The organism is Agrobacterium leguminum, from assembly GCF_005144435.2.
Taxonomy (GTDB): Bacteria; Pseudomonadota; Alphaproteobacteria; order Rhizobiales; family Rhizobiaceae; genus Agrobacterium; species Agrobacterium leguminum.
The window spans coordinates 377,509-397,102 of sequence record NZ_CP120216.1; the positions used below are offsets into that span (position 1 = coordinate 377,509).

At 56.5% G+C, this 19,594-nt stretch carries 14 protein-coding genes and 2 pseudogenes; 9 read left to right on the forward strand and 7 right to left on the reverse strand.

The window, feature by feature from the left end; genetic code table 11:
- Nucleotides 1–85 precede the first annotated feature (85 nt).
- Both CFBP4996_RS28420 and CFBP4996_RS28425 read right to left on the reverse strand, forming a co-directional pair.
- Nucleotides 86–2,047 carry a hydantoinase B/oxoprolinase family protein gene (locus CFBP4996_RS28420; RefSeq protein ID WP_233283493.1) on the reverse strand — a complete coding sequence of 654 codons (1,962 nt, stop codon included), beginning with the start codon at nucleotides 2,045–2,047 and terminating at the stop codon, nucleotides 86–88.
- 28 nt (nucleotides 2,048–2,075) lie between these two features.
- Nucleotides 2,076–4,193 (reverse strand): hydantoinase/oxoprolinase family protein, encoded by a 2,118-nt coding sequence (locus tag CFBP4996_RS28425; protein ID WP_080855264.1) that lies wholly within the window; start codon nucleotides 4,191–4,193, stop codon nucleotides 2,076–2,078.
- Between the two features lie 618 nt (nucleotides 4,194–4,811).
- Here CFBP4996_RS28425 and CFBP4996_RS28430 point away from each other — a divergent pair.
- Entirely contained in the window at nucleotides 4,812–6,371 is a 1,560-nt protein-coding gene (locus CFBP4996_RS28430) for an ABC transporter substrate-binding protein (RefSeq protein ID WP_080855420.1), read from the forward strand.
- Between the two features lie 63 nt (nucleotides 6,372–6,434).
- On the opposite strand, the gene CFBP4996_RS28435 is transcribed toward CFBP4996_RS28430, so the two are convergent.
- Entirely contained in the window at nucleotides 6,435–7,301 is an 867-nt protein-coding gene (locus tag CFBP4996_RS28435; RefSeq protein ID WP_233283492.1) for a LysR substrate-binding domain-containing protein, read from the reverse strand.
- Between the two features lie 118 nt (nucleotides 7,302–7,419).
- Here CFBP4996_RS28435 and CFBP4996_RS28440 point away from each other — a divergent pair, with 118 nt between their 5' ends.
- From CFBP4996_RS28440 to CFBP4996_RS28475, 8 genes are all read left to right on the forward strand, one after another.
- Nucleotides 7,420–8,541: an NAD(P)/FAD-dependent oxidoreductase gene (locus CFBP4996_RS28440; protein ID WP_080855266.1), complete on the forward strand. Its 1,122-nt coding sequence runs from the start codon at nucleotides 7,420–7,422 to the stop codon at nucleotides 8,539–8,541.
- Nucleotides 8,522–8,821, forward strand: coding sequence for a (2Fe-2S)-binding protein (locus CFBP4996_RS28445; protein WP_080855267.1), 300 nt, complete (start codon nucleotides 8,522–8,524; stop codon nucleotides 8,819–8,821). The genes CFBP4996_RS28440 and CFBP4996_RS28445 overlap by 20 nt, the downstream gene beginning before the upstream one ends.
- Nucleotides 8,818–10,197 carry an NAD(P)/FAD-dependent oxidoreductase gene (locus CFBP4996_RS28450; RefSeq protein WP_080855268.1) on the forward strand — a complete coding sequence of 460 codons (1,380 nt, stop codon included), beginning with the start codon at nucleotides 8,818–8,820 and terminating at the stop codon, nucleotides 10,195–10,197. Before CFBP4996_RS28445 ends, CFBP4996_RS28450 begins: the two co-directional genes overlap by 4 nt.
- Nucleotides 10,194–11,315, forward strand: coding sequence for an NAD(P)/FAD-dependent oxidoreductase (locus CFBP4996_RS28455; RefSeq protein ID WP_080855269.1), 1,122 nt, complete (start codon nucleotides 10,194–10,196; stop codon nucleotides 11,313–11,315). The genes CFBP4996_RS28450 and CFBP4996_RS28455 overlap by 4 nt, the downstream gene beginning before the upstream one ends.
- Nucleotides 11,312–12,253 carry an ABC transporter permease gene (locus tag CFBP4996_RS28460; RefSeq protein WP_080855270.1) on the forward strand — a complete coding sequence of 314 codons (942 nt, stop codon included), beginning with the start codon at nucleotides 11,312–11,314 and terminating at the stop codon, nucleotides 12,251–12,253. Before CFBP4996_RS28455 ends, CFBP4996_RS28460 begins: the two co-directional genes overlap by 4 nt.
- Complete coding sequence (locus CFBP4996_RS28465; protein WP_080855271.1) at nucleotides 12,250–13,128, forward strand: ABC transporter permease; 879 nt, start codon at nucleotides 12,250–12,252, stop codon at nucleotides 13,126–13,128. Before CFBP4996_RS28460 ends, CFBP4996_RS28465 begins: the two co-directional genes overlap by 4 nt.
- On the forward strand, nucleotides 13,125–14,987 hold the full coding sequence (locus CFBP4996_RS28470) for an ABC transporter ATP-binding protein (RefSeq protein WP_137396191.1): 1,863 nt from the start codon (nucleotides 13,125–13,127) through the stop codon (nucleotides 14,985–14,987). Before CFBP4996_RS28465 ends, CFBP4996_RS28470 begins: the two co-directional genes overlap by 4 nt.
- Before the next feature lie 106 nt (nucleotides 14,988–15,093).
- Nucleotides 15,094–16,188, forward strand: a complete 1,095-nt coding sequence (locus CFBP4996_RS28475) for an NAD/NADP octopine/nopaline dehydrogenase family protein (protein ID WP_080855272.1) — start codon at nucleotides 15,094–15,096, stop codon at nucleotides 16,186–16,188.
- 142 nt (nucleotides 16,189–16,330) lie between these two features.
- Here CFBP4996_RS28475 and CFBP4996_RS29510 read toward each other — a convergent pair whose 3' ends face one another.
- The 4 genes and pseudogenes from CFBP4996_RS29510 to tnpA all read right to left on the reverse strand — a co-directional run bounded on the left by CFBP4996_RS29510 (nucleotide 16,331) and on the right by tnpA (nucleotide 18,971).
- A complete protein-coding gene (locus CFBP4996_RS29510) occupies nucleotides 16,331–16,636 on the reverse strand; it encodes a hypothetical protein (protein ID WP_080855421.1) in 306 nt (101 codons plus the stop codon).
- Nucleotides 16,636–18,194: pseudogene (gene tnpC, locus CFBP4996_RS28485) on the reverse strand (IS66 family transposase). Before tnpC ends, CFBP4996_RS29510 begins: the two are co-directional and overlap by 1 nt.
- Before the next feature lie 72 nt (nucleotides 18,195–18,266).
- Nucleotides 18,267–18,535 (reverse strand): annotated as a pseudogene (tnpB, locus tag CFBP4996_RS28490) (IS66 family insertion sequence element accessory protein TnpB).
- A 73-nt stretch (nucleotides 18,536–18,608) separates the two neighbouring features.
- Nucleotides 18,609–18,971 (reverse strand): IS66-like element accessory protein TnpA, encoded by a 363-nt coding sequence (tnpA, locus tag CFBP4996_RS28495; RefSeq protein WP_080855273.1) that lies wholly within the window; start codon nucleotides 18,969–18,971, stop codon nucleotides 18,609–18,611.
- Nucleotides 18,972–19,594 lie beyond the last annotated feature (623 nt).

Sequence of the window (19,594 nt, forward strand, 5' to 3'; positions counted from 1 at the left end):
CGTCCGCGCGAGTGCAAATCGTCCAGGAGCTCCCTTTCGTTGCAATTAGGTCCGGACCAAATTCAACGAACCCCACGAGCAGCATTCAAGGTCGTGCTGACTTGTAAGACGAGCCACCGAGCGCAGCCACTTCTGCTTCAATCGCATCTTCGAGAGTTGACAGTGTGACTTCTTCGCCAATCGCCAACATTTTCCGTTGTACACGATCGACAATCGGCCACCGCAATCTCATGTCAAGTTTCATTGCCTTCGTGGCGAGCTCACGGCGGATATTGTATGGCCAAACCCGGTCGTGGTCGTCACGGTTTTTGCCGTATGTGATATCAGGAACTTCTTTCTGCATGAGTTCACGCCGATTGGCCTCAGTGGCATCCCTGTCCAGAGAGCCGTCAGGTTTGAACACGGCCCCGTATAAGGCTTCTGCGCGTTCGCGGCTCACCATTTCCGTTCGCACATCGGCCTCGAGCAGGTCGAGGCTGCGCTTCAGCGGATTGCCGAATCCGCCGCCCGACGGGCTGGTGATTTGCAACAGCTCGCCCTTGCCCAGTTGCAGAACCGTGATCTTCCCATCCGAACGTTCGGTATCTTTCCCAGGATTGACCTTCGTGAAGCCAAGCCGTCCGGCCTCGCCACCGAATACTCCCCATGGCTGGAAGTGGAAGCGATTCAGGTTTCGGCAACTGATCGATCCCGCCTCGCCTCGGTTTTCCAGTTCAATGACCTGGGAAGCGCCGCCATTCCATTGACCGGCCGCACGGCTATCGGGAAGCGAGCGATAGGCACGCACCACCAACATGGTTTCCGCTTCGGTAATCTCCACCGGGACGTTAAGCAAAGCAGCATTACGCGGTTCGAGCGCATCAACCCCATCAGCGCCATTGCGACCGCCACTTCCTCCCGGGATAGGATTGACGACGGTAACACGGTTGGCTCCCGTGCGCGGATCTGGGCCGGAGAACACGATGATACCCGATCCAGACCCCGACGAAGCCAAACCTCCGTTGAGCGCTTGATTAAGGCACCCGATCACCGAGTCGTAAACTCGGCAACCCGACGCCGCACGCGAGCCACCTGAAGCCGGATGGACAGCGTTGATGAGGCTTCCAAGCGGTGCATTCCCTGTTATGGAGCGGATAAGACCAGCGTTCCAGGGCGTCAGCGGCTCATGTGTCAAGACGAATGAGATCAGAGCCTGCACGATATAGGGGTGTGTCTTGGAACCGGTGACAATATTATGAGCCGCCGGAACCTGTGGATCGGTTCCCGTGTAGTCGACCTCAATGTTGCCGTCTTTGACGACCAGCTTGACGCTCACATGGACGAGGTTTCCCTCTCCCGCCATTTCAAGATAGTCGCTAAATGTGTATTCGCCATTGGGAATAGTCGCGAGGACTGATCTTGCTTTCTCCTCCGAGTAGGCAATTACATCCTGCATACCAGCCTTGACTTCCTCGACACCATATCTGTCGCACAGACCCGTAAGCCTGCGGTCGATGCTCCGCATCGCCGAGACCATCGCCTCGAGATCACCCGCGATCTCCTTCGGCGTGCGACTGTTGTCCATAAAGAGGCCCATCACATCTTCATTCACCTTATCGTCGATGAAGAGCCGCATTGGACGGACACGAAGGCCCTCCTGAAAAACTTCAGTGAAGGCAGGCGAAATACTGCCGGGTACAGCGCCACCAATATCGGTGGCGTGGATGAAGGCCCAACCGAAGGCAATCAGTTCACCCTGGTAGAAAATGGGCCGTATCATCGTGAGGTCCATCAGGTGGGTCAGCAGACCTTCAGTAGAGAACGGGTCATTGGTGATGAAGATATCGCCAGGCTTGAAGTTCTCCTTTCCGATCTTGTTGATCGTGGCGGCCATTGGTACGCCGATAAACTGCTTCACGCCTGACTGATCGGGAAACGCGAACATATCGCCGTCCACGGTCGCGACCGCGCATTGATAGTCCTGCACCATCTTGACGAAGGTCGTGTGGGCAGTGCGGTAAACACAAGCCGAGGCTTCTTCGACAATTGCCTTGAAGCGGTTATTCATAACCATAGTGCGTATAGCGCGCATATCTTTAGTCCTTGGAAATGATGATGTTGTCATACGCATCGATGCGCGCGGAATAGTCGGGCGGTATCACAACCGTCGCGGTAACCTGCTGGATGACAGCCGGCCCGGTGATGAGACTTTCGCGGCCTAAGGCATCACGGTCATAGATTTTTGTTGCCGGATAGACAGTGCCGTTAAACCGCATGTCGCGGGGCTCAAGATGACCCGCACCTGCAATTGCCTCTCTCGTGGATGGCGACATTTGTGGAACGGCAAGTCGTCCCCGAATCCGAACTCGCAGGGCGACGAATTCGACGGATCCCGCCCTGTTAGCGTAGCTAAAGGTCCGCTGATGTTCTGCATGAAACGCTTCCATCATGCCCGGAAAATCTGCGTTTTGGATGGCATCATCAGGCAATTCGACATCAATCTGGAAAGACTGGCCTGCATAACGCATCTCGGCCCAGTACTCGATGGAAGTGCCCGTCAACTTTTCCGGTTCGATCTGACGCGAGAGCCAGTCCTGCGCTTGCGTAGCCAGGTCAACGAATGTCGACGACACGTCCTGTGCTCCCAGAACGCGACCTTGTACGCTCGCCAACACATCCTCACTCAATTCTGAAACCAACCCGCCGAGCGCGCAGAAGACGGAAGGTGATGCAGGAACAAGAACGCGATTGATGCCGATTTCGCTGGCAACGAGTGGTCCATGGATAGCGCCACCACCGCCATAAACAAGCAAGGTCAAGTCTTCTGCGTCGACGCCCTTGCGGGCCAGATAAGGCAGGACGCCCGCTACCATGTTTGAGGTTGCAATGGTAACGGCCATATCCGCTACGGCTTCGACACTGATGCCCAGATCCTCGGCAATTGGTTTGAGCGCAAGTGCCGAAGCAGCCCGTTCGAGTTTCATCTCACCGCCCAGGAGCGCTTCCGGCAGATAGCCCGAAAGAAGATACGCGTCGGTGAGCGCCGGCTCGGTTCCTCCACGGCCGAAGCATGCTGGACCCGGATATGAACCGGCGCTACGGGGACCAACGCGCAGTGCGGATCCGTCCATAGCAATAATCGAACCACCGCCTGCTCCGATTGCCTCGATCTCAGAGACCGGCAAAATAACGGGGAAATTTCCGACTTCGGCGGCGTTCGATGTCTGGCCTCGACCTTCACGGATGAGCGAAATATCGGTGCTCGTTCCACCCATATCCAAAGTCAGAAGGTTGTCTTCCTTAATCGAACGACCAAGGAACTCTGCAGCAGTTACGCCCGACGCTGGTCCGGATAGCAATGTATGAATGGGGAAGGCGCGGGCTTCGGCTGCCGACATTGCACCGCCGTTGGAGCGGGTGATGAACAAATGAGAGCCCGGCAACCGTTTCGCGACATAGTTTTCAACTGCGCCCAGATATTCATCCATCCGCTGCTTAACAAAGGCGTTCAGTACAGCGGCGATGGCGCGTTCATATTCCCCCATCCGCGGCCAAATCTCACTGGACAGGCTGACACGGGTCTCTTTTCCAAGAGCCTCACGGATCGCTTCACGGGCGAGAATTTCGTGCTGGGGGTTGGTATAGCTGTGGAGAAATGCCACGGCAAACCCGGTTGCCCCGGCGGCTGCGGCCTTTTTCGCGAGTTCCGAAACTTCGTTCTTGTCCAGCGGCTTGTCGAGCTCACCTTCGCGCAGCAAGCGCTCATCCACTTCGATGACAAAGTTTCGTTCAATCAATGGCACGGTCCGGCGCTCGAACAGATTGAGCGCATTGGGAACTCTGATACGCTGCAATTCCAGAATGTCGCGGTAACCCTTGGTAACGAAGAGCGCGATTTTCGGCCCCGCGCGTTCGATCACCGCGTTCGTGCTGACCGTCGTTCCGTGCATCACTAAAGCGATTTCGTCGTCTTTCGGTTCGAGCAATTCGAGAATCCGCTCAAATCCAGCCCGAAAACCCTCTTCGAAATTGGGGGGTGTAGAAGGAACTTTGAATGAGACAACCTCGCTTCCAGCCTCGTCTCGCCAACCACAAAAATCGGTGAATGTGCCACCGATATCCACACCGATACGAAGATACTTGGATGAGCTCGTTGGTTCAGAGGAACGTAACGGAGCGCTGTTTGGTACTTTTGGAGTTGTTTCAATGAGCATCTTGCTTCCCTACAAAGTTAACGCATCCGCCATTGCTGCAGACGGGCCGATGTCATGGGTGGCCTCGTCAGTTTGGCGGGAGTTGTCGGGAAGTTTCGACACTTACCTTCGAACGTAAAGGTGAGAATCGCTGGCATTTAGTGGTTTCTATAATCAATCAGACTGAAGCCGGCTTTTACTGAGGACTGGCTGTCCCTCCGCACGGAGGTGTACAAACGGTTACGGTCTCAATGCTGTAAATGCGCGCAGTTCTAGATTAGGGTATATTAGGTGACTGATAGGGGCCGCACCGTCACGATCGATTTGTCGCTCACCGAACCTGTCCAGCTAATTTTCTGCCATTAATCACGGTCTACGAATAATTCCGTTTCAAACTCCGCGGCGTAGTGTGGTGAGAAAACGTCCCTTCCATGTCGTAGGGGGCTGATTGTGCGCCCATGCAAAGCGAGGAATTTCCAGCGCTGTGCAAAGGTAATGTCTTATCAACGAGACCACTCTGGCGCTGCGATTGACCCTCCAACTATAACTTTTTCAGATACACCCGCTAAAATATCGACTTTGACACTTATTGTGATTTTTCAAATAATTCGGTGCGAAATCAAAAAAATGGAGTGGAACATGATCAAAATTGCAACAGCGGGAGCTGTCATCGCGATGGCGTCGGTCTTGATGGCTGGCACATCGATTTCATCAAGCGCACACGCAGAAACGTTGCGAGTTGGCGTACAAGCGCCGGATATCACCAACATGGATCCCGCGCGTGCCACCACGACACAGGATTTGACCGTGGTTTCATGGATGTTCAACGGCCTCGTCCGGTTTACACCAGGCACTGCAGATCCATCGAAAATCGAACCTGATCTCGCCGAGAGCTGGACCAGTTCTGCCGACGGTCTTACCTGGACATTCAATCTTCGCAAGGATGTAAAATTCCACGGCGACTACGGTACGCTGACCGCTGAAGACGTCGTCTTTTCACTGGAGCGCGCTAAAAATCCGGAAACGTCCGCTTACGCGAGTGACTATGCGGCGTTCAAAACAATCGAAGCTGTCGATCCCACAACCGTTCGCATCGTTCTCAGCGAACCCGTTCCCGGTTTTCTCGGCCTAGTTGCTAACTATCACGGCGGCAACATTGTGAGCAAAAAAGCCGTCGAAAAACTAGGGGCTAATTTCAAGAGCAGTCCCATTGGAACTGGCCCGTTCACGTTTGACAAAGCCGTGACGCAGCAGGCGGTTCATCTAAAAGCATTTCCTCAGTATTTCCGCGGGAAACCCAAGATCGATGACATTCGGGTCGATTTGATTCCATCGGACTCAAGCCGGGAGCTGGCGTTCCGGTCTGGCGAACTCGACCTGATCTACGGCAAACGCGAACAGCGTTGGGTCGATCAGGCAAAAACGTGGGACGGCGCGGTTGTCGATGTTTTTGCTCCGGGTGAATACCGTACGGTTTTCTTGAACCTGCAGCATAAGCCGCTGGACAACGTGAAAATCCGTCAGGCAATCGCCCATGCGGTGAATGTCGACCAGATCATCCAGTTTGTTGGTGCCTCGGTGGCAGTCAAGGGCTGCTCCGTTGTTCCGTCCGGCTATCTTGGCGAAGATTGCGCCTGGACGTACAACTTCGATCCGGATCTATCGAAAAAGCTTCTTAAGGAAGCGGGCGTTGGCGATAGCTTGAAGCTGTCAGCGATCGTCTCATCGAACACGACGCAACTACCGATCATGGAAGTTATTCAGGCGCAACTAGCCGAAGTTGGCGTTACTCTCGAGCTCAAAGTCGTTGATCATCCTACCTACCATGAGCAGATCCGAAAGGACCTGAGTGACATCGTTTTCTACGGCGCCGCTCGATATCCGGTGGCCGACAGCTACCTGAGCCAATTCTATCATTCCGACGCATCGGTCGGGAAGCCGACCGCGGTGACGAATTTCGCCCACTGTGATGCCGGCGATGCCGATATCACGGCAGCGCGAAAGGCCGCAACGGACGAAGAACGGCTAAAGTTCTGGTCTGCGGCCCAGAAGAAAATTAGCGAACAGGTCTGCAGCGTGCCGCTTTTCAGCCTGATGCAGGTCTGGGTTCGCAGCAAGGCTTTGAACTATGGTTACGACCTCAAGGGTTCCTTGAACCTCTCTCCGCCCATCACCGAACAAACAACGATTAGCCGCTGATCTCGATTCCCCGACTAGACCCCCACGTGGGCAACGGCATAGTTGCCCACGTGGGGGAGCTTTTTAAACCGAGACTTTTGGCGTTCGAGCCGCGACGTGAATTTCCTCCACGAAGTCAGCAACCAGAACGCTGTTTCTTGCACGAACTGGGCGAATAAGCACGTAATCTGACTCGACGACGGGCGTAAACGGTCTGACTTCGATCCGACCGGCGACATGCTCCAGGGCTAGTGGATCGGCGACAGTCACACCCAATCCGGCTGCAACCATCTCCGCTACGTTTGGTGCAGTAGTGGCCTCGATAGAAATATCTAGTGTCACTCCGCACCGTTCAAAGACAACATCGAGGTTGCTTCGCGTCATCCCTCTCGGTGCAAACGCGATGAACGGTTCATCCTGGAGATCGATTGGAGTTAGTTCCGACTTGCCGGATAACCTGTGCCCTTTCGGCATAGCTACGACGTATGGCGGGCATTTCACTCGATCGACCTGAACAGACGAATGCTCCAGACCGCTGACCACAAGCGCCAAATCAAGTCGCCGAAGCATTACCGCCTCTGTCAAGAATTGGGAGCTGCGGGCTTCGATCGAAATGAAAACATCAGGATGGCGAGCCTTGAACCCAACAAGCGCCCGAGTAATGAACGGCCCAGACAATGCAGGCATAGTGCCGATCAGGAGATGCCCATGCTCCTCCCGGCGGATTGCATCCACAGCGCGAGCGAGTTGGTGGACCCCACCGAATATCCGTTCGACCTCCTCATACAAACGCATACCGCGGCCTGTGGGCACCAAGCGACCGCTTTCACGCTCGAAAAGCTGCAACCCCGTATCTGCTTCCAGGTCCTGGATAAGCTTGCTCGCGGCAGGTTGTGAAATCCGCAGGACATCGGCGGCGCGACTGACCGTGCCTGCCTCTACAACGGCCATCAGCGCCTCGAGTTGCCGCACACTTGGATATCTCATCCACTATAACCCTCACGAATACCATGCAGAAATAAACGACTTTGACTTTCTACCTCGCTTTCCTAAGCTCGGCAACAATTTGATGGAGATCAAGGTGGACGCAGAAGTAATTGTAGTGGGCGGCGCTGTTGTTGGATCAGCGCTGGCGTATGGGATAGCCAAACTTGGAATGCGCGTACTCGTCCTGGATGGACAGGATCAGGACATGCGCGCCGCGCGTGCCAATTTCGGGCTCGTCTGGACTCAAGGGAAGGGCGCAAACGCGCCAGCTTACCAGCAGTTAACGGGTGAAAGTTCCGATCTATGGCCGGATTTTGTTAAAGAGTTGACTGAATCTGCAGACGTCGGCGTTGACTACTCTCGACCGGGTGGCCTCGTTTACTGTCTTAGCGACGCCGAGTACGAAAATCGCGAAACGCTGAATAAGCGCACCCACAATTACCTATCTGCAAGCGATTTGAGAATGATCGATCGCTCTGAACTCGAGCGAATGATGCCAGCTGTCGGATTCGGTCCGGAAGTCGTTGGCGCCAGTTACTGTAAAGCTGATGGTCACGTGAATCCATTGCAGCTTCTTGCTGCCCTGCAACGCGGTGTGATTGCTCACGGTGGAAAAATTCTGTTCCGCAACACGGTGCAATCCATCACTCCTGGAGCCGACGGATTTACCGTAACCGCGGCGCTTGGAAGCTATAGGGCACCACTTGTTATCGTTGCTGCCGGACACGCCACACCTTCGCTCACAGACCCGCTTGGCTTCAAAATTCCGCTTAAAGCTGATCGTGGTCAGTTGCTTGTCACGGAACGCATTGAACCACTCCTTCCTTATCCCGGAAGCGGACTGAGACAGACGTCTGACGGCACTGTCATGATCGGCGCGACGAAGGAAAATGTCTCCGATCGAGGCGTTACTGTTGCTTCGGCCACCAAGCTGGCCTTGCGCGCGACGCGGATCATTCCTGCTTTGGCGTCAGCGCGTCTTGTCCGCCAGTGGAGCGGCTTCCGTGTTCTGCCACCCGACGGGACCCCGATATATGCTGAATCCGAGGAATATCCCGGTCTCTTTGCAGCTGCTTGCCATTCGGGAGTGACTTTGGCTGCTGCGCACGCCTCGATCGTGGCACCTGCAATGATCGAGGGCCGGTTATCGACCGACTTATCTGCTTTTTCAAATGGAAGATTCGATGTTCAAAAGTGTGCTTGAGCGGCCGGAAACGCCGCCTGACATGACCATCCTTGTCAACGGCGTTGAGACCATCGCCTGGGAAGGCGAGACCGTTGCCAGCGTGCTGTTGCGCGTTCCGGACGCGGGACGTCGCTCTGCCGTCAGCGGGCAACCGAGGCTTCCTTACTGTCAGATGGGAGTATGCTTCGAGTGTCTGGCCATCGTTGACGGCATCGCGTCAACGCAGGGGTGCCTTGTCCCGGTTCGCCAAGGGATGCGAATTGAAAGTCAGCGCGGACCCCGGGAGATCTCACGATGAACTATGATGTCGCAATCGTTGGTGCTGGACCCGCTGGAATGAGCGCCGCAATACGTCTGCGTAAACTAGGCGCCTCGGTGGTTGTCATTGACGAACAACCATCGCCTGGAGGACAGATATTCCGGGGTATCGAACGCAACGTCAAAAGCCCGGTCTTTGAGGCGCTTGGCGCAGACTATCAGAAAGGACAGGCGCTGGCCGCCGCATTCCGCGTGTCAGGAGCCGAATATCTCCCGTCGACCCAGGTCTGGCAGATTGAGGACGCCTGGAGCCTGTTCCTGACATCGGAGGGCAAGGCACGGCGTATTACGGCTCGCGCAGTATTGCTTTCAAACGGCGCACAGGAGCGACCCGTGCCATTTGCAGGCTGGACGCTGCCGGGAGTGATGACGGTGGGAGCCGCCCAGATCCTTCTGAAATCCGGTGGAATGTTACCGGAAGGCAAAGTCTGGATTGCCGGTGCGGGACCGTTGCCACTCCTTTATGCGACCCAGCTCCTCAACCTGGGTGGTCGTATTGCCGGCTATCTCGATACCGCGGCATCCCCGAGTTTGTCGGCCCTGAGCCGGTTGCCCCGAGCCTGGCGTGACTTTGGCGGTCTGCTCAAAGGACTGCGCTGGCTACGCGAAATAAAACGTAGCGGCATGATGGTTCGGGGTTTCACAGACCTGCGAGCCGAGGGTGACCAGAGTATGAAGTATCTGACATGGGAAGCGAAGGGTAAGCGTCATCGCGTGGAAGCTGATGTGCTTTTGGTCCACGAAGGTGTCGTACCGCGCATCCACGAGACTCTGGCGTTGAACTGTGCCCACCATTGGAACGAAGCCCAGGGATATCTGGCGGCGAAGCTGGATCGATGGGGAGAAACCAGTCGCGAAGGACTTTTCGTTGCAGGTGACGCGGGCGGGATTGGGGGTTGGCTTGCTGCAACTATCTCTGGAGAAATAGCTGCGCTCGGAATTGCCGGCAGACTTGGTATTTCTTCAGAAACAGAGAAGCTTCGCCAGGCATACAAGCTTGATCAGCGCCGTGAGAGAGCCCTTGCATTGCGCCCGTTCCTCGATGCCATGTACCCGCCTCCGCGGAACCGGCTCGAGGACGATGTCATCGTATGTCGATGCGAAGAAGTCACCGCGGGGGCCATCCGGGTTGCGGCCCGTAACAGCCCCGCCGATCCGAGCGCAATCAAAGCTGCTACTCGCTGTGGAATGGGTCCCTGTCAGGGTCGCCAATGCGGCTATACGGTGCAGGCACTCCTGGCAGAGGTTCATGATCTCCCGACCAAGGACGTTAACTTCTTCCATATCCGTCCGCCGCTCAAGCCGATTACTCTTGGCGAAATCGCGTCTCTGGAAGATGCGGCGGGTGCGACATGAACGCGGACGTTCTAATCGTAGGGGGCGGCCTTCATGGTCTTTCAGCCGCACTTCAAGCCGCGCGTCGAGGTGTCTCTGTGCACCTCGTCGAGCGCCATTTCCTAGGAAGCCACGCTTCCGGCGCAACTGCAGCAGGCGTACGCACACTCGGTCGGGATGTCGCGGAACTGCCTCTCAGCATCGAGGCTGCCAAAACCTGGCATGACATGGAGGCTCTTGTCGGTGACGACTGTGGTTTCGTCGCCTGCGGCCAGTTGCAGGTTGCCGAAGACGAACAGTCTCTGAGCAAGATCGAGGCGCGCATCAAGCGCCTTAACGCCATGGGCCATCACCACGAGCAGCTTGTCGGCCCCGAAGAAATGCAACGCCTTCTGCCCGGTCTGTCTGCCCATTGTCCGGGCGGCGCCTGGGTGTCGAGCGACGGCTCAGCCGATCCCCATCGCGCGATCCGTGCATTTCGGGATGCAGCCGTCGAAGCTGGCGTGAAGATCACCGAAGGATGCTTCGTAAGATCCATAATCCGATCGGAAACCGATTGGCGCGTTGAGACGACGCGCGGCGCAGTCGAGGCCGAAATTGTCGTCAATGCGGCAGGCGCTTGGGCGGATCAAGTTTCGGCCCTCGCCGGAGACCCGTTACAGCATGCGATCCGCACCTCAATGATGGTCGTGACGGAACGTAGCAACCCGAAAATCGGCCCGGTCGTCAGTTCCTTCGGCAAGAAACTTTCATTGAAGCAGACATCCCAAGGCACGCTTCTGATCGGTGGTGGGTCGCAAGGTAGACTTGCCGCCGACAGGCAGTCGGCGGCGGTCGATGTCATGGCGCTCGCGGCATCGGTGCAGGCAGCGGTGCGGGTTTTTCCCGAACTGCAGAATATCCGGATCGTCAGAACCTGGGCTGGCATGGAAGCCATGACGTCAGACCACCGTCCGGTCATTGGATTTTCGCAAAAAGTCGAAGGCCTGATCCATGTCTTCGGCTTCTCCGGGCATGGGTTTCAACTTGTGCCATCGGTCGGAAGAGTTATCGCCGATCTGATCTGTCATGGTCAGACAAACCACACTCTGGACGCCTTCTGCCCGGGTCGCGTCTCTATCGAAAGGGTTGCCGCATGATAGGTTATGCGATCCGAAGACTTCTACTGGCGATCCCCACATTGATCGCCATGCTCACCATGGTTTTTGTTCTGGTGCGACTTGTACCCGGTGATGCCGCGGTCGCCATGCTTGGTGACCGAGCCAGCGATGCGGCGCTTCAAGCGCTTCGCACTCAGCTTGGTATCGATCAACCAATCGGCGTCCAATATCTCCGTTTCCTTTCGGATATGCTGACAGGAAATTTTGGCACATCGATGGTAACCGGCCGCACGGTGCTCGAAGAGGTGGCGCTGGTCCTACCTTATACGCTTGAGCTTGCCGCAGCCGCTATGCTGATCGGGACATTGCTCGGGGTTCCGCTCGGCGTCATAGCTGCCGTTCGCCGGGATCAATGGCCGGATTACTTCAGCCGCATCCTGTCGCTCGTCGGCCTGTCCTTTCCGGGATTTGTCTCCGCTATCCTTATGCTCCTGGCATTCGCAGTCTGGCTACAGTGGCTGCCGGTGATGAGCCGCGCCACCAGCGACCCGGTGGATCATCTCCGCAATCTCCTGCTCCCGGCACTGAACCTCGGGCTGATCATGACGGCTTACATCGCACGCGTCACTCGCTCCTCAATGTTGGACGTCATGGGCGAGGACTATATCCGCACCGCGCGCGCGAAGGGTGTCCGCCCACGAAACCTCATTCTTCGGCACGCCCTTGGCAACGCGCTCATTCCGATCGTGACTGTCGTAGGTCTGTATTTCGGCACCCTGATCGGCAACTCGGTTTTGACCGAGATCGTCTTCACCCGCCCTGGCCTTGGCAAGCTCATCCTCGGGGCGCTGCAGTCTCGTGACTACACGATGCTCCAGGGGCTGATGGTCGTTTTCGCAACCTTCGTCATCATCGTGAATACGATCACCGATCTCATTTACGCCCTTGTCGATCCCAGAGTGAGCCTTGCCCAATGACCGATATCACTGTTTCTCAAGCCGTACCCCTACGGCAACCAAACCCGGTCCTGAAAGCATTTCGTCAGAACCGCTTTTCCTGGGTTGGCATTGGCCTTCTGGCGTTGATTATTTTGCTCGCGGTGTTCGCACCGCTCATCGCGCCCTACGACCCTCTCAAGCAGAACATTCTTCATCGGCTTACCCCGCCCTCCGCACAGTTCTGGCTGGGAACCGATAGTTATGGCCGAGATGTCCTTTCCCGCCTCCTTTACGGAGCGCGTATCTCGCTATCCATCGGATTTCTATCCGTCATGATTGCCATGGTGGTCGGGTCTGCGCTCGGGATTCTGGCGGGCTACATCGGCGGAATATTCGATCAGATTGTAATGGGTATCGTCGATGTGATGCTGTCATTTCCTACCCTTCTGTTGGGCTTGATGGTCGCCGCTATGCTAGGGGCCAGCTTCGAGAATCTGATCATCGCCATTGCAATCACGGAAACAGCACCCTTCGCTCGTGTCGCACGAGCGCCGACGATCGCTATGAAACGGCGTGATTTCGTCGAGGCCGGCCGGTCGCTTGGTTTCTCGCCAATCCGAATTATGGGCGTTCATATCCTCCCGAACATTCTGTCCGACGTCGTCGTCGTCGCGTCGCTCTGGATGGCCTCCGCCATTCGAACGGAGGCCTCGCTGGCCTTTATCGGCCTCGGTGTCCTTCCGCCGACCGCTACATGGGGCGGCATGATCCGCGAGGGTTTCGAAAACATTCTGAGCGGATGGTGGCTCGTCGTGTTTCCTTCGCTTGCAATTCTCCTAACCGTACTCGCCCTCAACATCCTTGGTGACGCGCTCCGTGACGCGATCGATCCGAAAACAAGGAGCGCGCAATGACGTTGCCAATTCAACAAACCGTCCCCGGCTCAACACAGGGGTCGTTGGCCCCGGTCCTCTCCGTCCAGGATTTGACGACCTCGTTCAAAGTCGAAAATGGATGGAAAGATGTTATTCGCAATATCTCGTTCGATATCGCACCGCGCGAGACCGTCGCAATTGTTGGAGAGTCCGGCTCGGGCAAATCCGTCACATCGCTTTCCATCATGCGGCTTCTGGCGGAACGATCGAGCCGGGTGGAAGGAAAGGTTTTGCTTTCCGGAAGAGATCTCCTTTCGCTCCCGGAAGAGGAGATGCGTCAAATCCGCGGCAACGAAATTTCTATGATTTTTCAGGAGCCGATGACCTCGCTCAACCCGATCATCCCGATCGGCAGACAGATCGCGGAGGCGCTTACCGTCCACAAGGACATTTCCAAAGCTGAAGCAAAAGCCGAAGTCCTCAGGCTACTCGAAAAGGTTCGCATACCGAATGCCAAGGGCCGGTACGACGAATACCCCCACCAGTTTTCAGGGGGTATGCGCCAGCGCGTTATGATCGCCATGGCGCTCGCCTCGAAACCGAAGCTGCTAATTGCCGACGAGCCTACCACAGCGTTGGATGTAACGATCCAGGGTCAGATTCTTGATCTCATCAAGACACTCCAGGAAGAGGAAGGCACTTCGGTCCTCTTCATCACCCACGATATGGGCGTCGTCGCGGAAGTGGCGGACAGAACGATCGTCATGTTCCGCGGAGACGCCGTGGAAACTGGAGCGACTGACGACATCTTCCATCGGGGAAAGCACCCATATACGCGGGCGCTCCTGTCTGCCGTTCCGCGCCTCGGCTCCATGGCGAACCGGAAGCTACCCTTGCGGTTCCCGATCGTCGACAGCAAGACCGGAGAAGAGCAGCCGCTAGCCGAGGTGATCGATACCGTCGCCAGGCACAAGGCACCGATCCTAGACGTCAATGATCTGACGATGCGGTTCAACATACGCTCCGGCCTATTCAGCCGAAAGGCCGGCGCAGTGCACGCTGTCGAGAAGGTCTCCTTCAACCTCTTCCAGGGCGAAACCCTTTCGCTGGTCGGAGAATCGGGTTGCGGCAAATCGACGACCGGCCGGTCGATCACGCGTCTCGTGAACCCGACCAGCGGCAATGTCGTCATTGATGGTCAAGACGTCATGAAGCTCGATCATTCTTCGCTTCGTAAAATGCGGCGCTCGATCCAGATGGTGTTTCAGGATCCCTACGCTTCACTAAACCCGCGGCTGAGCATCGGTAGCGCTCTCGTCGAGCCATTCATCCAACATCGGCTGGGAACGGCGGCGCAGGCGCGCGACAAGGCTGCCGCACTAATGGAAAAGGTTGGCCTGTCGCCCGAGATGATGAGGCGCTTTCCCCATGAGTTTTCCGGCGGCCAGCGGCAGCGCGTTGCCATCGCCCGAGCACTCATGCTGGATCCGAAAATCATCGTTGCCGACGAAGCGGTCTCGGCGCTTGATGTATCGATCAAAGCGCAGGTTTGTAATCTGTTGCTTGATCTGCAGCAGAGCCTCGACCTCGCCTTCCTTTTTATCTCCCACGACATGGCGGTCGTGGAGCGGGTGAGCCATCGCGTGGCGGTCATGTATCTCGGCGAGATCGTCGAAATCGGACCCCGCGCCGCCGTGTTCGAAAATCCGCAGCATCCTTACACCAAGAAACTCATGGCGGCGGTACCTGTGCCGGATCCTGCGCGGCGCAGGATCCGGCGGGGCATCGCAAGCGACGAACTGAAAAGCCCCGTCCGACAGATTGGCTACGAGCCACCTCCACGGCAGTACCGGGAAGTGTCCGAAGGACATTTGGTCAGGATGGACGAGACAAACTGATAGCCTTGTCCATGGCAGCAGGGTGCGTCAACACTATGAGAATCTGAGACAGATTCTGACCACGATATCTCGTGGTCTGCAGCTAAACTGAAAGGTCATTTCGCCGATGAAGGTATCAATCGCCGGGGCAGGCGCGATCGCTATGGGATATGCAGCCTTTCTGCTGCAGCATGGGCATGAAGTCCGCGTCTGGTCTCCCTCCGGCCAAAGAACGAAAGTTCTTGTCGAGGGCGCTCCATTAACGGTTAGCGGCGCTATTACCGGAGAATTTCGCCCAGACGTTTGTAGGGATGCAAAGGAGTTGGCGAAGAGCGACGTCATTGTTCTGGCCCTTCCCGCTTACGGCCATCGCTTCGTTCTCGACAGCCTGGTCCCTCACCTGGAGCAACGACACACCGTCATAATCAGTGCGCACCTTTCGTTCTCAGCCCTTTATCTCTCTAAGAAAATGGCGGAGCGTGGAATTGCGATCCCGATCGTTGTCTGGAACACCACCGTTTTGACATCGAAAGCCCCGTCTCCGACCGAAATTAAGGTGGGAGCGATACGCAGCAAAGTCGACATTGCAGTTTTACCCGCATCGCTCGCTGCGCAATCTCAGAACATATGCGTGGAACTCTTCGGCGAACGCTTTGTCGTCAAGGACGATATTCTCACGATCGTTCTCAGCAACATCAATCCTGCCAGCCATCTCGCAACGGCTCTATGCAACCTCACGCGCATCGAGCGAGGCGAAGCTTGGGGGCAACGCGCGAATGTTACCCCCACAGTCGGCCGGCTTGTCGAAGCGCTTGATCGAGAGCGTCTGATGATCGCGGAAGCTCTCGGAAAGAACGTACCGTCCATCATGGATCATTATTCGAAATCCTTTGGTGTCACCGCGGCAAGTGTTGCCGAAGTATCCGAGATCCTCGTCGAGCGCGGCAAGGACCCGATGGGACCGAAGAATATCGACACTCGCTATGTGCTGGAAGACGTTCCGTTCGGCCTGATTCCCGCGCTGAGGCTTGCAGAGATCGCACAAGTCGAAGCGCCTCTGCACAAAAGCGGTGTCGAAATCCTGAGCGCTTGCTACGGTCGGGCATTTGCTGACGACAATGACCTGCTCGGCGAGCTTGATTTCGGCGACATACAGGCAATGCAGGATCTAATGTCGGCGGGCCATAAGCCGGTGAACATTAATAATGGTGAAACACGCTGAGCGCTAGTCTAGTACCAAGGCAACGGTTGTCACCAGCGGCGATATGCTACTGGGGATCGAACCAGCGTATTTGCAGGGAGTATCAATGAAGAAACATCGTGAGCGTCCGGTGAAGACATTTTCGAGTGTCGAGGGAGGGAAGTTATAGGCCGCGTTTCATCTCATCGGCCATGATGCGTTCGATTATTTCAGGATCGCACTGTGTGTCGATGAGGAACTCGCGGATACCGCCGTCCCACGTCCTGATGTCGGCAAGCAGGCTTTGAAGTTCTTCGATGCCATTCTCGGTCAGCCCCTTCGTGCCATCCTCACTGCCATCGCTTACGTAAACCAGTTCGCCCTCGGAGATGTTGTCCGAGTTTGCGGTCACTTCTTCGATCAATTCGAGGTTCTCGCCGATCATGCCAGCGACTTGGCTGAGTGTGTAGATGAACCTCGAGCGCGCCATCAGGCGGCCTCGCATCGAGCGTTTGCTGGCGTCCAGTTCCAGGGCAGCAGGTCTTCAATTCGATCCTTGGGATGATCCTGGATCCGGGCGAGGACATCTGTCAGATACACCTCCGGATTTTGGCCGTGCAATTTGACCGTTTCGATGATCGTCAGGATGTTGGCAATGCGCTTGCCGCCATTATCGGAGCCGGCGAAGAGCCAGTTTTTTCTTCCGATTCCAAGCGGACGCATGGCGCGCTCGGCTATGTTGTTGTCGATTTCGACCCGGCCATCGTCGACGCTTAGGGCTGCCCATCGCGACAGCGCATATCGCATTGCCTCGGCGAGCCTCTGCTTCTTTGGCAGCGTCGAAAGCGTGGCTTCGATCCAGACTTTCAAGTCGTCCAGAATGGGTCTGGCGTGTTGTTGTCGCAGTGTGCGCCGCTCGTCAGCCGACATGCCTCGGATACGGTTCTCGATATCGTAGAGAGCGCCGATACGCGATAGTGCTTCCTCAGCGATCGGAGAAGACTTCAGCTTGATCACGTCATGGAACTTGCGTCGCACATGCGCCATGCAGGCGGCTTCAATGATCTGGTTGCCGTAGAGTTTCTTTTAACCCCCATAGCCGTCGGCATGCATGACGCCGCTGAAGGTGGCCAGGTGGTCAGCCGGATGCGCGCCCTTGCGGTCAGGGCTGTAGTAATAGGCGATGGCTGCGGCAGTGGCGGATTGATAGCCACTGCCGTCGAAGACGTAGACCCAGACCTGCCGGTTTTTGTCTTGCCCCGGCCAGGGTCGAGAGCATCGACCGGGGTATCGTCCGTATGTATTCGGTCGAGCGCGGCGATGTGGGCCCTGATCAACAAGACGAGTGGTGTCAGCAAAGCGGATACGCGGCCGACCCAGTCGGCCATTACGGATCGAGAGATGTCTATCCCCAACCGGTCGTACATCTCTGACAGGCGGTAGAGGGGAATGTGATCGTCGAATTTGGCGATCATGAGATAGGCGAGCAGTCCCGGCCCGGGTTTGCCGCGCTCGATCGGCAAGGTCGGCATCTCGCCAGCCACTGTCGTATCGCATTCCCTGCAGATCATGCGCTTCTCGACATGCCGGACAATCTTGACCGCCGCCGGCACGTGCTCCAGCACCTGGACCACTCTGTCGGCCGCCTTTAGGAACGAACTGCCACCGCAGGTCGGGCAATTGCAGGGAGCCGCATAGACCTGTTCTTCGGTGGCGAGATCATGGGGTAGAGGCTTGCGCTTCGGCTTCTCGGATGCATCGTCCAACTCTGGCAGAGGAGTTTTCCCGGAGCGCAGTTCAACCTCGGCCCGGGAGGCCTCGATCTCCTCCAGCATCAGCTCGAATTGCTCGATCTTCCGGTCGATCTTTTCCGAAGACGCGCCATGCTGCCGATGTCGGAGAAGCTCCAGTTGCGCGCGAAGAAGCCCGATTATGGAGTCTCGCTTGATGAGCTCGGCTTCCTGGCTCTCAAGCTTTGCCGCCTGCTCGGCGACAAGTGCGCGCAAAGCAGTGAGCTCGTCCTGACTGTCCAGCGGCACTGTTTCCATACCCGCAAATCTAGTCGATTTGCCTCCGACATGCCAGAAGTATGCCTCTGACGTCCCTGCAAAATATGACTTTTATCCCGTTCGACCGGGGGCGGACGTCCATGCCGGGCGTCGCCAATCTATCCCCTCAACGAGCATGGAAAGCTGCGCCTGCGTCAGGTGCGCGACGCCCTCTTTTGCCGTCGGCCAGGGAAAATACCCGCGCTCCAAATCTTGTAGAACAGGCAGAACCCCTGGCCGTCCCACCAAAGGAGTTTGATCCGGTCAGCGCGCTTTCCGCGGAAGCCGAAGATCGCGCCCGAGCCGGCGCCTCCTTCACGACCGTTTCGACCGGCGCCGATAGCCCATCGATGTCACGCCGCATATCGGTCACTCCGCAGGCCTGGTTGACCCCCACATTCCCCGATGGCCCGATCATGCCGCCTCCACGCAAGCGACGAGCGGGCCAAGCAGTCTCAACTCAACGTCAACCGGAACCTTCAAGCTCCGACCGTTTCGAAGCAAGATCTCGATGATGGCCGGCCTCGTTGCTGTGGTAGACGGCTGGCTTACGCCAACCTCCTCGGTGATTTCCACCGGGAGGAACACCGTTGGCCGATCGGCATAGCTGAATGATTGCCGCCACAAGCGGATCTGGCCCGGATGAATGTCGTGCCGGCGCGCCACATCGCCAATGCGAGCACCGGGCTCATCAGCTTCCGCAAGTATTCTCAGCTTCGCCTCATCCGACCAACGCCGTCTGCGCTCGGTACCGGACATGATCTCTATGCGAGCCATGAAACCTCTTTGTTCTGGTATTAATGTCAGCAATAATGCTGGTTCTAATGCCAGAACATCGCCTGATTTGCCCAATCAGCCAAAACAGCTCACCGGACGCTCACGAAACATCCGACAGCCGGGCTCAGTGACATCAAAAGCGATGACAAGCCGGATATCGCGCAACAGTATGGGCCGATCGACTTGAAGACATTTGTACTGCCACTGCCAAGGCAGCCTCCCGCAACGAGATTGTCGTCGGGTTTTCTTTCGCTTTGATGAACTTCGTCAGTGACGCTTTAACGAACAAACGGACGAATAAATTCAGAACTTTACATTACAGTTCGATATATCCTGTCACATCACAAGTGGTGGCAGCATTAAAATATAATGGCTCCAATCGTATCCCTCCGGGGAGGAGTGGCTTTCGTTAAGCTTTGTTTCCGAACGCGGCGGTAATGATGGGAAATGCCGAGTGTCGTTTCTCAAACCATATTGCGGCGATCCGGGATACAAATTCATCCGGTTCCAACGGAAGCCCGTACGTCGGATTTCGGTTTCGCTACGCCTTTTCCCATCCTACATGGATATCAAAAATTTAACCGAGGCAACACAGTCAGTAGGCTCACGTGTACAGTAACCTA

What these genes read in the sequence shown, in the direction of transcription:
- CFBP4996_RS28420 (WP_233283493.1), bottom strand. Translation starts at nt 2,047, where the DNA reads ATGAATAACCGCTTCAAGGCAATTGTCGAAGAAGCCTCGGCTTGTGTT.
- CFBP4996_RS28425 (WP_080855264.1), bottom strand. Translation starts at nt 4,193, where the DNA reads ATGCTCATTGAAACAACTCCAAAAGTACCAAACAGCGCTCCGTTACGT.
- CFBP4996_RS28430 (WP_080855420.1), top strand. Translation starts at nt 4,812, where the DNA reads ATGATCAAAATTGCAACAGCGGGAGCTGTCATCGCGATGGCGTCGGTC.
- CFBP4996_RS28435 (WP_233283492.1), bottom strand. Translation starts at nt 7,301, where the DNA reads ATGGCCGTTGTAGAGGCAGGCACGGTCAGTCGCGCCGCCGATGTCCTG.
- CFBP4996_RS28440 (WP_080855266.1), top strand. Translation starts at nt 7,420, where the DNA reads ATGGAGATCAAGGTGGACGCAGAAGTAATTGTAGTGGGCGGCGCTGTT.
- CFBP4996_RS28445 (WP_080855267.1), top strand. Translation starts at nt 8,522, where the DNA reads ATGTTCAAAAGTGTGCTTGAGCGGCCGGAAACGCCGCCTGACATGACC.
- CFBP4996_RS28450 (WP_080855268.1), top strand. Translation starts at nt 8,818, where the DNA reads ATGAACTATGATGTCGCAATCGTTGGTGCTGGACCCGCTGGAATGAGC.
- CFBP4996_RS28455 (WP_080855269.1), top strand. Translation starts at nt 10,194, where the DNA reads ATGAACGCGGACGTTCTAATCGTAGGGGGCGGCCTTCATGGTCTTTCA.
- CFBP4996_RS28460 (WP_080855270.1), top strand. Translation starts at nt 11,312, where the DNA reads ATGATAGGTTATGCGATCCGAAGACTTCTACTGGCGATCCCCACATTG.
- CFBP4996_RS28465 (WP_080855271.1), top strand. Translation starts at nt 12,250, where the DNA reads ATGACCGATATCACTGTTTCTCAAGCCGTACCCCTACGGCAACCAAAC.
- CFBP4996_RS28470 (WP_137396191.1), top strand. Translation starts at nt 13,125, where the DNA reads ATGACGTTGCCAATTCAACAAACCGTCCCCGGCTCAACACAGGGGTCG.
- CFBP4996_RS28475 (WP_080855272.1), top strand. Translation starts at nt 15,094, where the DNA reads ATGAAGGTATCAATCGCCGGGGCAGGCGCGATCGCTATGGGATATGCA.
- CFBP4996_RS29510 (WP_080855421.1), bottom strand. Translation starts at nt 16,636, where the DNA reads ATGGCGCGCTCGAGGTTCATCTACACACTCAGCCAAGTCGCTGGCATG.
- tnpA (WP_080855273.1), bottom strand. Translation starts at nt 18,971, where the DNA reads ATGGCTCGCATAGAGATCATGTCCGGTACCGAGCGCAGACGGCGTTGG.